Genomic DNA, 13,756 nt, shown 5'->3' on the forward strand with positions numbered 1-13,756 from the left:
GACATCCTCTTTTACTTTTTATAGAAATAAATTATCTAATCAATTTTCTGTATTTCAATCGTTTCGGAGTCAAATCACCACCCAAACGTTTTTTCTTATTTTCTTCATAATCAGAGAACCCACCTTCAAAATAATACACTTCTGAATTTCCTTCAAACGCAAGGATATGAGTACAAATTCTGTCTAAGAACCATCTGTCGTGAGAAATCACTACCGCACAACCTGCAAAGTTTTCTAAACCTTCTTCCAATGCACGAAGCGTATTCACGTCCAAATCATTCGTAGGTTCATCCAGTAACAATACGTTACCTTCTTCCTTCAAAGTCATAGCTAGATGCAAACGGTTTCTTTCTCCACCAGAAAGCATGGATACTTTCTTGTTTTGTTCGCCACCACCAAAGTTAAAACGGGATAAATAAGCTCTTGAATTCACTTGTTTCCCTCCCATCATGATCAGTTCTTGCCCATCGGCAAAGTTTTCCCAAATGGATTTGTCAGGATTAATATTCGAATGCGCTTGATCTACATAAGCGATTTTCACAGTATCACCCACCAAAAATTCACCATTGTCTGTTTTTTGCTCTCCCATAATCATTTTGAAAATAGTCGATTTACCAGCACCGTTTGGTCCAATAATTCCAACAATTCCAGCTTGTGGTAACGTAAAATTTAAATTATCATACAACAATTTATCTCCAAAGGCTTTAGCTACGTTTTTGGCTTCAATAACATTAGTACCTAATCTTGGACCATTCGGAATATAAATTTCCAAGTTTTCATCCAATTGTTTTTGGTCTTCGTTCAAGAGTTTATCGTAGTTCTGTAAACGTGCTTTTTGTTTGGTTTGTCGTCCTTTTGCTCCTTGACGAACCCAATCCAACTCGCGTTCCAACGTTTTTCTACGTTTAGAAGCTACTTTTTCTTCCAATGCCATACGGTTTGATTTTTGGTCTAGCCAAGAAGAATAATTCCCTTTCCAAGGAATACCTTCACCTCTATCCAATTCTAAAATCCAACCTGCAACATTATCCAAGAAATACCTGTCGTGTGTTACCGCAATTACAGTTCCAGCATATTGTGCCAAATGTTGTTCTAACCAAAGTACACTTTCAGCATCCAGGTGATTGGTAGGCTCATCCAGAAGTAAAACATCAGGCTGTTGCAATAGTAAACGGCACAAAGCTACACGGCGACGTTCTCCTCCAGATAAATTCTTAATGGGTGTGTCACCTTCTGGCGTGCGTAAGGCATCCATTGCAATTTCTAATTTGGTATCAATTTCCCAAGCGCCCAAAGCATCGATTTTATCCTGCAAAGCTGCTTGACGATCCATTAATTTATCCATTTTATCTGCATCTTCGTAGTTTTCTGGAAGACCAAATAAATCATTAATTTTATTGTATTCTTCCAAAACAGCCATTGTTTCAGCAACACCTTCACGAACAATTTCAATAACAGTTTTAGAATCGTCAAGTATAGGTTCTTGTTCTAAATACCCGACGGTATAACCTGGTTGAAAAACTACATCACCTTGATAGTTTTTATCAATTCCTGCAATAATCTTCAAAAGGGAAGATTTTCCAGAACCATTTAGACCTAAAATACCAATTTTAGCTCCATAAAAGAAACTCAAATAGATGTTTTTCAAAACAGGTTTATCTGCACCTTGATAGGTTTTACTCAATTTTTGCATTGAGAAAATTACTTTCTTATCGTCTGACATATTTAAATGTTTTAATTTATTATATGATTAATTATTGGTTTTGAATGTCAATTACAGCCTACCTTTTAGAGAACTAAATACCCATGCGATAGCAAAGAAACCAATACCAACAGCGGCAAATCCCCAGCCTGATACATCTCTGTATTTAAAAACGCCTAAGCCTATTAGTAATAATCCCATGAGCACCATTATAAAGGCAGCCCATCCTAAAATAGTATTTTTATTCATTCCCATAATTGTGGTATTTGTTTTTTGAAAGTTGCAAATATCGGTATTTTTTAGTAGATTTTTAGTTTAAAAGATTTATTCCTGATATAAAATAATTGCACTTCTGCCAGGGATACTTATGCTTTGATTTTGAATTGCTTCTATTCCATTTAAATTGATAATCGCTCCATTACATACCATCTTCCAAGTGCCTTCAAGCTCTTGTTGGATCTCATTTTCGTTTCCATTAAAATAGACTCTTATTGTTTTCCATTTATCACCATTTGCATTATTTTTTAAAGTATAACCAACCAAAAAGGGAGAATCTAAAGTTAAGAATTCCAAATGCTCTTGGATCATTTTTTCAGATGTCATTTTGAATGCTGGATGATTGTTTCTTAATGCAATTAGATTTTTGTAATATTGATTAAGCTCTTTGTTCTCGTGTTTCCAATTCCAATCTATTTTATTGATGCTATCAGAAGAATTATAAGAGTTCTCAACGCCCAATTTGGTACGTTTCATTTCTACTCCCATATGCAAAAAAGGAATACTTTGTGAGGTTAAAATAATGGTGTTAGCTAGTTTGTCCATTTGTACTAACTCCTCTTCACTTGCTTTTGGATTAGAGATTTTTAGCTTGTCATACAAGGTATTGTTATCATGACAAGATACATATCCTATTACTTTTGTTGGGTTATCCGAATATGGAAACTGAGCATAACTACGTTTTAAATCATATTTAACTTGCGGATGATTTGTTGAGGCTACGATTCCAAATTGAATTACGTCTTTGTATTCTTTATTTCCACTTACAAAACCTTTTTCTTCTACATTAGACCAATGTCCTTTTACTGCATCTCTTATATCATCGGAGAAAACAGAAATGTCTTTAAGTTTTTTTACATTGTTTTTTAGCGCTCTTTTTTCAATAGGTAAAGGAGAATCTCCTGCAGTCCATCCTTCTCCATAAAGAAAAATGGTTGGATCTATTTTCTTTAATGCTACCGAAATTTGATTCATTGTTTCAATGTCGTGAATAGCCATTAAATCAAATCGAAAACCATTTACATGATATTCTTTTACCCAATATTTTAAAGATTCTATCATAAATTGGCGAGCCATTACACGGTCTGAAGCAAATTCATTACCACAAGCCGAAGCATCCGAACGTTTTCCATCAGGCCAATTTCTATAATAATAACCAGGAACTAATTGGTCAAAAATATCAGTAGAACTAGTGTGATTGTATACCACATCCATAACCAAACGAATATTGGCTTGATGCAAAGCCAAAACCATTTCTTTATATTCTTTGATACGAACTAAACCATCAAAAGGATTGGTGGAGTAAGAACCTTCTAATGAATTGTAATTCTGAGGGTCATACCCCCAATTGTATTGTTTTTTATCCAAGTTATATTCATCAATTGATTTATAATCAAATACTGGAAGTAAGTGTAAATGCGTAATTCCTAATTCTTTTAAATGGTCTAATCCTGTTGTTTCGTCATATTCATTTTTAGTATTTTTCTCGGTAAAGGCTAGAAACTTACCTTTGTTCTTAATACCTGATGATGGATCAATTGAAAAGTCTCTTACATGTGCTTCATACAAAATTATATCCGAAACTGACTTCAAAACGGGTTGCTTGTCTGTATTCCAGTTGGACGGATTGGTTAGTTTAGGGTCGAATATTAAACCTCTATTTCCATTTACTCCAACTCCTTTTGCGTAAGGATCTGGCATTTCTTTTGACCAATTACCTTTGTTTTTAGCTTGTAAAGTATAATAGGTATTGTGATAATTTCCGTTTAATATGATTTCCCAAACACCGGTTGTTTTATTATACAGTAAATTTTGAGTTGCAATAGGACTTCCGCCGTTTCCTAGTTTGTATAGATTAATTTTTACTTCTTCGACATTGGGACTCCATAACTTAACTATAGTTTTGTTTGTGGTGTATGTTACTCCAAGATCATTCTTTAAATAAAGGGGATATGCATCAAATGAAGCATATTTTAAATTATTTATTTTTGAATTTTGTGCCATAGCAAAATTAACGATAAGTAATATCCCAATTGTGACTAGGATATTTTTTGATAAAGTAAACATAATTTTATTTTTTAATTAAAAATTTTATATAACATTTCTCGTAATAAATCCGCTTGTGTTAAGCTATTTGCTCCTACTCCTTTACTTTTTACGTCGGTATCTCTAAGGGACGCAATAATTTGGCTTACTTTTTTCATTGGGTAATTTTTTAAAGCCATATCGTAGTCTTTTAGAAAAAAAGGATTAACTCCTAATGCCGAAGCCACATTTTTAGGATTTTTGTCTTTCAATCCGTGGTATTTTAATAATTGAATAAAAAAACTAAAAACCAATGCAGTTGTCATAACCAATGGATTGTCTTTTGGGTTTTGGGCAAAATTATCTGCTATTTTGTATGCTTTTAGTTGGTTTCGTTCACCAATCGCTTTTCGCAATTCGAAGACATTGTAATCTTTACTGAAACCAATATTTTCTTCAATATCTTTGGCCGAAATTGTACTTCCAGCGGGCAATATGATTTGAAGTTTTTCGAGTTCATTATTAATTTTACTCAAATCAGTTCCAAGGAATTCGACTAGCATTGCTGAAGCTTTGGGCTCTATGTTGTATTTTTTGCCTGCTAACACTCGCTTAATCCAATCTCCAACTTGATTTTCATAAAGTTTTTTGCTTTCGTAAACAACTCCGTTTTTGGCTAAGAGCTTGGTTACTTTTTTTCTTTTGTCTAATGTTTTGTATTTATAACAAAAAACCAAAACGGTTGTAGACATCGGATTTTCTACATAATGCTCAATTTTATCAATAGTTCTGGATAAATCCTGTGCTTCTTTGACTATAACCACTTGACGATCTGCCATCATCGGATATCGTTTGGCTGTCGAAACTACATCTTCAATAGTAACATCTCTACCATATAAAACAGTTTGATTGAATCCTTTTTCTTCTTCGGATAAAATATTTTTTTCGATATATTCAGCTAATTTGTCAATATAATAAGGCTCCTCTCCCATCAAAAAATAAATGGGTTTGATATTTCCGGCTTTTATATCATTAACAATCTTTATAACTTCGTCCATATTTTGGGTTTCGGGTTTCGGGTTTAAAGTTTCAAGTTAGATCCTTAATCTTTAAACTTTAAACTAAATTAACTAATTTCGCAACATGCAAAAACTCAATTTTCCTTCTTATTCATTTCGTTTCAAAAATAGCGAAAATAAAGTATCTATTTTTGATAGTATAAGGAAAAAATTCATCATCCTTACGCCAGAAGAATGGGTTAGACAACATGTAGTTCACTATTTATTAGAAGAGAAAAAGTTTCCAAAATCCCTTATAAACGTTGAGAAAGTATTAATGGTTAACGGTTTGCGTAAACGGTATGATGTAGTTGTTTATAATTCTAATGGTTCTATTTTTTTATTAATCGAATGTAAAGCTCCTGAAGTAAAAATTACTCAGGCTACTTTTGATCAAATAGCAAGATATAATATGACAATGGAAGCTGAATTTTTGATGCTTACCAATGGACTAAATCATTATTTTTGCCTAATGGATTTTGAAAATGAAAAATATACTTTCCTCGAAAATCTGCCAAAATATAACCATAAAAGTATTTAGATTCTAAATATCTAAATACTCAATATCTAAAAATCTCGAATGAAAATAGCCGTAGTTATTTTGAATTGGAATGGCGTAAAACTTTTAGAACAGTTTTTGCCATCAGTTATTCAATTTTCACCAGAAGCAACTATATATGTTGCCGATAATGCATCAACTGACGAATCAGTTGCATTTGTAAAAAAGAATTTTCCTTCTGTAATGATTGTGCAAAATAAAACCAATCAAGGGTTTGCAGGTGGCTACAATGATGCCTTGCACTCTATTGATGCAGATATTTATGCATTGGTGAATTCAGATATAGAAGTGACTAATAATTGGTTAAAACCCATTTTAGAAACATTTGAATTCGAAACGGAAACGGCTATTATTCAACCTAAAATATTGGATTTCAAAAAGAAAAACTATTTTGAGTATGCAGGTGCGGCTGGCGGATTTATAGATCAATTTGGTTATCCATTTTGCCGTGGGCGAATTTTTGATACTTTAGAAAAAGACAACGGTCAGTATAATGACAAAGTAGATATATTTTGGGCTTCGGGAGCGTGCTTTTTTATTCGCTCTACTGTTTATAAAGAATTAAAAGGTTTTGACGAAGATTTTTTTGCACATCAAGAAGAAATTGATTTATGTTGGAGAGCAATTAATAAAGGATATAAAATAAAATACATTTCTGATTCGATTGTTTATCATGTTGGAGGCGCCACTTTGCAGCAAGCCAATCCTCAAAAAACCTATCTCAATTTTAGAAATTCATTATTAATGTTAACCAAGAATTTACCGCAAAATACATTATTTCAAGCACTTATAATCCGAATGTTGCTGGATGGAATCGCAGGTATTAAGTTTGTTTTTGAAGGTCAATTTACTCATTTTTGGGCAGTTATACGTGCACATTTTTCTTTTTACAGCTTATTTTTAAAGAATTATAAAAAAAGAGAAAAAAATCAAGTTAAAATATACTTTAAAACTAGAAGTGTCGTTTTTGAATATTATGTTAAAAATGGCACAGTTTTTGTTGATGTAATTTAACAATAAATTACATTTAAATTTAACATTTAAAAACTAACTTTGTAAATCACATGTTTAATTAAAATATGCATTCTATGAAAAAAATAATGATTACGCTATCCGCTTTAGCACTTCTAACTTCTTGTGTATCCAAAAAAGAATATGCAGCTTTGGAAGCTAAAAATAAGGAAACACAGGATTTGTTAAATACATGTACAGTAAAACTAAATTCTTGCTTAGAAGAAAGAGCTGGTCTTAAAGCTACAGTAGATGGTTTAAAAGAAACCAACCAACATTTGATAAGTACTTCTAAAGATATGACCGTTTTATCAACTAAAGGTGCTGAAAATATTGAAAAAGCTTTAGAATCTATCAAAGAAAAAGATTTGAAAATTAGCAGAATGCAAGATGCATTAACTAAAAAAGACAGTGTTACTCTTGCTGTTGTAACTAGTTTGAAATCAGTGGTAGGATTAGATGATAAAGACATCGAAATTAACGTTGATAAAGGTGTTGTTTTTATTTCAATATCTGATAAAATGTTATTCAAAAGCGGTAGTTATGAAGTTAGCGACAAGGCAAAAGGCGTATTAGCTAAAGTGGCTAAAGTAGTAAACGACAAACCCGATTTTGAATGTATGGTAGAGGGACACACCGATTCTGATGTTTTGAAAGGAAATGGTGTTTTACTTGATAACTGGGATTTGAGTGTAAAACGTTCTACTTCCATTATTCGTTTATTAACAAATGAATTAGGAGTAAAACCAGAGCAATTAATTGCAGCAGGTAGAAGTTCATTTGTACCTTTAGTTCCAAATGACTCTCCTGAAAACAAATCAAAAAACAGAAGAACTCGCATCTATGTAATGCCAAAAATAGATCAGTTTTATGATATGGTTGAAAAAGAAATGAAAAAGCAACCAGGAGCAACTGCAGAACCGGTTCAGAAATAATAAATTCATTTTATTTTATATTAAACGCCTCGATAGTCTCGAGGCGTTTTTTTGTTTAAACCCAGAATCCGCATTAGAAATCTGGTTTAAATCATATTCATTATGACTTTTATTATTATGAATATATTTATTTAAAGATCGTTTGATTTTTTAATACTGTGGATTTTAACCTTTTCATTGCGCCAAAACATAAAATACAAATTATCTATTTTATAAATACCAATGTACATCTACTCAACAAAGAGCATAAAAAAAGCAGAACCGAAGTCCTGCTTTTATGAATCCCTAATTTTTTCTTTAACAACCAATTAAATATAAATTAAGAATTTCATTCTATGAATTCTAAAAAAAAGTATTAATTATTTAAATATTTTACTAATTAAATACATTATTCCGTACAAAACAATTTTTTTGTAAAAAAATTATATAAAATTTAATATATTTTTAAATAATATCAAGACTTCCCTTACCTTCTCTTATCACAATTGGCTCATCTCCAGACAAATCTATAATAGTAGAACCTATATTATCCCCATAACCACCATCGATAACTATGTCGACTAAATTTTGCCATTTTTCAAAAATAAGTTCAGGATCAGTTGTGTATTCAATTACTTCGTCTTCATCTCGAATAGAAGTTGAAACGATAGGATTTCCCAATTGACGTACAATTTCTAACGCAATCGAGTTATCAGGAATCCGAATACCAACAGTGGTTTTCTTTTTAAACTCTTTGGGTAGATTATTGTTTCCTGGAAGAATAAAAGTATAAGGACCTGGTAATGCTCTTTTGAGTAATTTAAAAGTAGAAGTATCAATCTGCTTCACATAATCGGATAAATTACTTAAATCGTGGCAGATAAAAGAAAAATTGGCTTTTTCAAGCTTAACCCCTTTTATTTTGGCTATTTTTTCTAGTGCACGGGAATTGGTGATATCACAACCGAGTCCATATACGGTATCAGTTGGATAAATTATCAAACCACCATCTTTTAAAACTTTAACAACTTTGGCAATTGCCGCTTCGTTTGGTTTGTCGGGATATATTTTTATTATTTGAGCCATTTCTTTATTTGTTTAAAGTTGAAAAAAAGTTTAAAGGCCTAAAATTCAACTGAATTAAACTTAAAACCTTAAACCTGAAACATTTTCTTATCCAATAATATCCAATTTTGCAAAACGTAACAGCAATTTTTTTAAACCACCTACCTCAAATTTGATTTCTGCTTTTTTGTCAGCTCCTACTCCTTCTAGTCCAATTACTTGTCCTTTTCCAAAACGTTCGTGCATAACAATATTTCCCGGAATCAATTTGTTGTCAAATAAATTAGCCGATCCTGCAGCAGTTGGATTACTGACTGATACTGGTTTTAGTTTTCTAATATTTAAATCCGGTTTTACTCCCCCTTCGGTCGTTGGAGGATTTCCCCCTATCGGTTTTGCCAATCGCAATTTTGATTTATCTACATCTCCAAAAATATCACTGTCAATCGTTGGCTTATAGCGGTAATTACTCTCTGCAGGAGTAAGATATTCGAGGTACTGACCATCAATTTCTTCAATAAAACGGGAAGGTTCACTATCTGTCAATTTTCCCCAACGGTAACGTGATTGAGCATACGTCAAATAGGCTTGATGCTCTGCACGTGTTAAAGCTACGTAAAATAAACGACGTTCTTCTTCTAATTCGCTTCGCGTACTCATACTCATGGCACTTGGAAACAAATCTTCCTCCATTCCTACCACAAATACATGAGGAAATTCTAGTCCTTTCGCCAAGTGAATGGTCATTAAAGCCACACGGTCTTCATCACTTGTATCGTTATCAAGATCGGTTGCAAGAGCCACATCTTCCATAAATTCGGATAAAGCACCACGCGCGCCATCAATTTCTTTTTGCCCCTCAGTAAAATCTTTGATACCGTTTAATAATTCTTCAATATTTTGAATTTTTGCCATTCCTTCAGGAGTAGCATCTTTCTTTAATTCTTGAACTAATCCTGTTTTTTTGGCCACATGATCAGCTAGGTAAAAAGCATCTTGATTCTCATTAATTACTTGAAAACTTTGTATCATAGTCACAAAATCAAGCAATTTATGTTTTGTCCCTGCATTCAGTTTCAAATCAATGCGCTCTATGTTTTGCATTACCTCAAAAATGGATCTTTTGTAATGATTGGCCGCAATTGTTAGTTTTTCGATGGTTGTATTTCCAATTCCACGTGCTGGGTAATTGATAACACGAATCAAAGCTTCTTCGTCTTTTGGGTTAATCACTAATCGCAGGTAACACAATACATCTTTCACTTCTTTGCGTTGGTAAAAAGACAAACCACCATAAATACGGTATGGAATATCTCTTTTTCGCAATGCATCTTCCATGGCACGGGACTGCGCGTTGGTTCTGTATAAAATGGCAAAGGCACCATTATGTAACTGGTTTTTCATTTTTTGTTCCCAAATTGTGCTGGCAACAAAACGGCCTTCTTCATTATCGGTAATACTCCGATTTACTTTTATTTTTGGACCAAATTCATTGGCTGTCCAAACCACTTTATCCAGTTTTACTTTGTTTTTGTCAATAATAGTATTGGCTGCTTCTACAATATTTTTGGTCGAACGGTAATTTTGTTCTAGCCTAAAAGTTTTTACCCCTTCATAGTCTTTTTGAAAATTCAAAATATTATTGATATTTGCTCCACGAAAGGCATAAATACTTTGCGCATCATCTCCTACCACACAAATATTCTGAAATTTATCCGATAAAGCGCGAACAATCAAATACTGTGAATGATTGGTATCTTGGTACTCATCCACCAATAAATAACGAAAACGGTTTTGGTATTTAGCTAGAACTTCCGGAAAACGAGTCAATAATTCATTGGTTTTCAATAATAAATCATCAAAATCCATTGCTCCAGATTTAAAGCAACGCTCGACATAATTTTGATATATTTCACCCATTCTAGGCTTTTTGCTCATGGCATCGGCCTCTTGTAAATCAAGGTCATTAAAATAGGCTTTAACTGTAATCAAACTATTCTTAAAGTTCGAAATTCTACTCAAAACCTGTTTCGGTTTGTAGACATCCCGATCGAGTTGCATTTCCTTGATTATTCCCGAAATAGCTCTTAAAGAATCTTGTGAATCATAAATCGTAAAATTGGAAGGATATCCCAAATGCTCCGCTTCAGAACGCAAAATTCGAGCAAAAACAGAGTGAAAAGTTCCCATCCATAGATTTTTAGCTTCACTGGCTCCCACGATGTCCGAGATACGTTTCTTCATTTCTCGCGCTGCCTTATTGGTAAAGGTAAGGGACAAAATACTGAAAGGATCCACGCCTTGATGCATCAAATATGCAATCCTGATGGTAAGCACACGAGTTTTTCCTGAACCCGCACCAGCAATAATGATCATAGGACCATCCTTTTGCAATACAGGTTCACGTTGTGCCTCGTTAAGTTGTTCTATATATTTTTGCATGAAATAACTACTGTTTGATGCAAAAATAAGAATTTAAGAATGAATAAACGAGCCTTAACAGAATTCAAATAACATAATTTGGATAGCAGTTTTCTGTAGGTAGTTTTTAGATGGTAAACTCTTAATCCGAATACCGAAATTTACATTTGACCTTTGTATTATAAAATTATCCATTTATGATTACATTGTTTTAAAATGCAAACAATTATAAAAATATTCGTATCTATATTCATAGCTTTTTATCGATATGATTTTCAATTAAATATAAAACAATAAACCCCAATTTTTTGTAAATTAGCAATGACTATTGTCACAATTATTAACTTAAAAATTATTACCATGAAAAAACTAGGTCTATTTTGTTTACTGTTGGTTTGCATTGGGCTCCAAAATTGTAAAAAGAAGGAGACACCAAAAGATATTGAAACTATCAAAGCTGGGGATGAAAAACCAATTAGTGTAACATGCTACAAAGCACTTTATGAACAGGATACAATTGATCTGAAAATGAATACTTTAAAAAATGGAAAAATAAATGGTGATATGGTAATGAAAATTATCGATATGCCTGAAAAATCAGGAAAAATCACTGGTGAATTTCATGGAGATACTTTATTTGTTGACTATACGTTTATTCAAGGAACCAACGATAAAAAAGTATTCAAAAATCCGATGGCATTGTTAAAAAAAGACAATCAGCTCATTTTGGGTAGTGGAAAAATTGAAACTTATTTAGGAAGGTCTTATTTTGTTAAAGATACTCCAATAGATTTTGAAAAAGTAAAATATAAATTTTCTACTGTGGAGTGCGCCATTAAATAATTAAAATTCAATTAGGTTTTATTAGTCCTAGCAATTTTTGATAGTTATCTGATTTTGCTAGGACTTTTTTTTTCGATTAAAAATTAATTTTTTGCATTGTAAAACATCCTACCGATGGAGAAATTCTGATATTAAGATAAGTTCATCGTAGTACCTGCCATAACTTTGAAAATGGTATTGTTTATTTTGATATAAACATTAATGGCGCTTGTATTGGTCACTATATTTTTATCTATCGAGAATTTCAGGTTTCTAAACGCATTGATATAATCAACCAAATCAATTTGTTTGGAGTAATATATTGCTTCATTATTGGCTAATATTTTAAAGAATTTTTCGGTTTCATTCCATTTGTTTTGGTCCGTTCCCATTTCCCAACTGTGTCCCCAAATATCTAATACAGCCAATTCTTTGGTTTGCAAAAAATCTTTAATAACGGTATAAAAATGTGCCATTTCTTGAGCATCTTTCTCTGGTTGGTTGGGCTCCCAATACGCTTTCGCAAATTGATGCATCGTTGGAAACCATCTTAAAAAATCTTTTGGGATTTCAAAATTGTATGTATCTCCAACGGTTCTGGCGTATTCAATTCCCAGTCCATTCATGGCATCAATTACAAAATCGTTGGTATTACCAAAAGGATAAGCCATTCCTCTCACGGGATATCCCATCAAGCGTTCGAGCTCTTTTCGATCTTCTACAATTTCATAAATGACGTCTATCTTAGAAATATCAGGTAAATTGGGATGATTAGCCGTATGTACTGAAACTTCGTGACCTTTATAAAGATCCTTCATTTCAGTTCTATCAAGATAACTGGTTGTGCCCAGTTTGTTAGAATTTAAATGAAAAGTTCCCACAAGATGATATTTATTCATCAATTTTACCAATTGTCGGTCTTCGGTTCTGCCATCATCATAACTCAAAATTAGTGCTTTTGTTTTCCCTTCTGGAAAAAGCATTTCAATTCTGGTAGCACTTTTAGCAATTTCAGGATTGGTTTGAGCAACCGTAGAAAAAGCAATCAATAACAGTAATAGGGATATTTTTTTCATAAGTATATAATGTTTGTGTTTAATTATCCAACCATTTTTTGAAATCATTAACGCGATCCCGGCTTACAATTCTAGCATCAGTATCCAGAAATTTTGTAGCAATAGATAAGCGGCTGTTAAAATACGTACTGACTTTCTCTATCGAATGAATATTTAGGATTATTTTCCTGTTGATTCGGAAGAAATTTTTGGGTTGCAACATTGTTTCTAGTTGGTCTAAGGTATAATCAATAAGATGGTGATTTCCTTTTTTCGTAACTAAAAAAGACAAACTTTCTTTGGTTTCAAAATGATGAATTTCATCAATTGGAATAGTATCAATGGTTTGACCAGATTTGACTAAAAAACGTGTTTTAAATTCTTTATTCAGTTGTTGATACGCTGTTGCAATACTCGAAATAAGATCTTTGTTTCCTGATTTTTGTTGCTTTTTAAATTTCGCTATAGCAAATTCTAATTCTTGTAATCCTATGGGTTTTAGCAAATAATCAACGCTGTTTTGCTTAAAAGCTTGAATGGCATAATTATCGAAAGCGGTGGTAAAAATAACAGGAATATCTAGATTTATTTGATTGAAAATCTCAAAACTATTCCCATCCGCCAGATGAATATCCATGAAAATTAAGTCGGCATTTAAGCCTTCTCGGAAAGCTGCTACCGAAGTTTTAATCGTATCGAAATACTCCATTACAATTATAGCTGTGTCTATTTTCTGCAAGAGAACCGTCAAATGTTCTGCTGATAATTTTTCGTCTTCAATAATGACAACTTTCATCTGGTTCTATTTATTGTTTTTTATTGGTCGGATGGAATGTCCAGTTCCTCTT

12 protein-coding genes are annotated in these 13,756 nt (G+C 32.6%); 4 read left to right on the forward strand and 8 right to left on the reverse strand.

Going from position 1 to position 13,756, the window contains the following annotated elements; all coding sequences use genetic code 11:
• Positions 1-31 precede the first annotated feature (31 nt).
• From ettA to holA, 4 genes are all read right to left on the reverse strand, one after another.
• Entirely contained in the window at positions 32-1,723 is a 1,692-nt protein-coding gene (gene ettA, locus OYT91_RS04430; RefSeq protein WP_281239675.1) for an energy-dependent translational throttle protein EttA, read from the reverse strand.
• A gap of 51 nt (positions 1,724-1,774) precedes the next feature.
• A complete protein-coding gene (locus OYT91_RS04435) occupies positions 1,775-1,957 on the reverse strand; it encodes a CAL67264 family membrane protein (RefSeq protein ID WP_269222859.1) in 183 nt (60 codons plus the stop codon).
• 69 nt (positions 1,958-2,026) lie between these two features.
• A complete protein-coding gene (pulA, locus tag OYT91_RS04440) occupies positions 2,027-4,045 on the reverse strand; it encodes a type I pullulanase (RefSeq protein WP_281239676.1) in 2,019 nt (672 codons plus the stop codon).
• An 11-nt stretch (positions 4,046-4,056) separates the two neighbouring features.
• Positions 4,057-5,061 carry a DNA polymerase III subunit delta gene (holA, locus tag OYT91_RS04445; protein WP_281239677.1) on the reverse strand — a complete coding sequence of 335 codons (1,005 nt, stop codon included), beginning with the start codon at positions 5,059-5,061 and terminating at the stop codon, positions 4,057-4,059.
• An 85-nt stretch (positions 5,062-5,146) separates the two neighbouring features.
• Between holA and OYT91_RS04450 the strand changes: the two genes are divergently transcribed.
• The 3 genes from OYT91_RS04450 to OYT91_RS04460 all read left to right on the forward strand — a co-directional run bounded on the left by OYT91_RS04450 (position 5,147) and on the right by OYT91_RS04460 (position 7,566).
• Positions 5,147-5,602: a type I restriction enzyme HsdR N-terminal domain-containing protein gene (locus OYT91_RS04450; protein ID WP_281239678.1), complete on the forward strand. Its 456-nt coding sequence runs from the start codon at positions 5,147-5,149 to the stop codon at positions 5,600-5,602.
• Between the two features lie 39 nt (positions 5,603-5,641).
• Positions 5,642-6,634, forward strand: coding sequence for a glycosyltransferase family 2 protein (locus OYT91_RS04455; protein ID WP_281239679.1), 993 nt, complete (start codon positions 5,642-5,644; stop codon positions 6,632-6,634).
• Positions 6,635-6,708: 74 nt separating this feature from the next.
• Complete coding sequence (locus tag OYT91_RS04460; RefSeq protein ID WP_269222856.1) at positions 6,709-7,566, forward strand: OmpA/MotB family protein; 858 nt, start codon at positions 6,709-6,711, stop codon at positions 7,564-7,566.
• A 444-nt stretch (positions 7,567-8,010) separates the two neighbouring features.
• On the opposite strand, the gene OYT91_RS04465 is transcribed toward OYT91_RS04460, so the two are convergent.
• Together OYT91_RS04465 and OYT91_RS04470 are read right to left on the reverse strand one after the other, a co-directional pair.
• Complete coding sequence (locus OYT91_RS04465) at positions 8,011-8,631, reverse strand: L-threonylcarbamoyladenylate synthase (protein ID WP_269222855.1); 621 nt, start codon at positions 8,629-8,631, stop codon at positions 8,011-8,013.
• Positions 8,632-8,718: 87 nt separating this feature from the next.
• On the reverse strand, positions 8,719-11,052 hold the full coding sequence (locus tag OYT91_RS04470) for an ATP-dependent helicase (RefSeq protein WP_281239680.1): 2,334 nt from the start codon (positions 11,050-11,052) through the stop codon (positions 8,719-8,721).
• 339 nt (positions 11,053-11,391) lie between these two features.
• Between OYT91_RS04470 and OYT91_RS04475 the strand changes: the two genes are divergently transcribed.
• The gene (locus OYT91_RS04475) at positions 11,392-11,874 is read left to right on the forward strand and encodes a hypothetical protein (protein WP_269222854.1); all 483 of its coding nucleotides are present in this window, start codon (positions 11,392-11,394) and stop codon (positions 11,872-11,874) included.
• A gap of 131 nt (positions 11,875-12,005) precedes the next feature.
• Here OYT91_RS04475 and OYT91_RS04480 read toward each other — a convergent pair whose 3' ends face one another.
• Entirely contained in the window at positions 12,006-12,929 is a 924-nt protein-coding gene (locus OYT91_RS04480) for a polysaccharide deacetylase family protein (RefSeq protein ID WP_281239681.1), read from the reverse strand.
• Positions 12,930-12,948: 19 nt separating this feature from the next.
• Positions 12,949-13,704 carry a LytR/AlgR family response regulator transcription factor gene (locus OYT91_RS04485; protein WP_281239682.1) on the reverse strand — a complete coding sequence of 252 codons (756 nt, stop codon included), beginning with the start codon at positions 13,702-13,704 and terminating at the stop codon, positions 12,949-12,951.
• Positions 13,705-13,756 lie beyond the last annotated feature (52 nt).

Origin of the sequence: Flavobacterium praedii (assembly GCF_026810365.1) — a bacterium.
Classification (GTDB): domain Bacteria; phylum Bacteroidota; class Bacteroidia; order Flavobacteriales; family Flavobacteriaceae; genus Flavobacterium; species Flavobacterium praedii.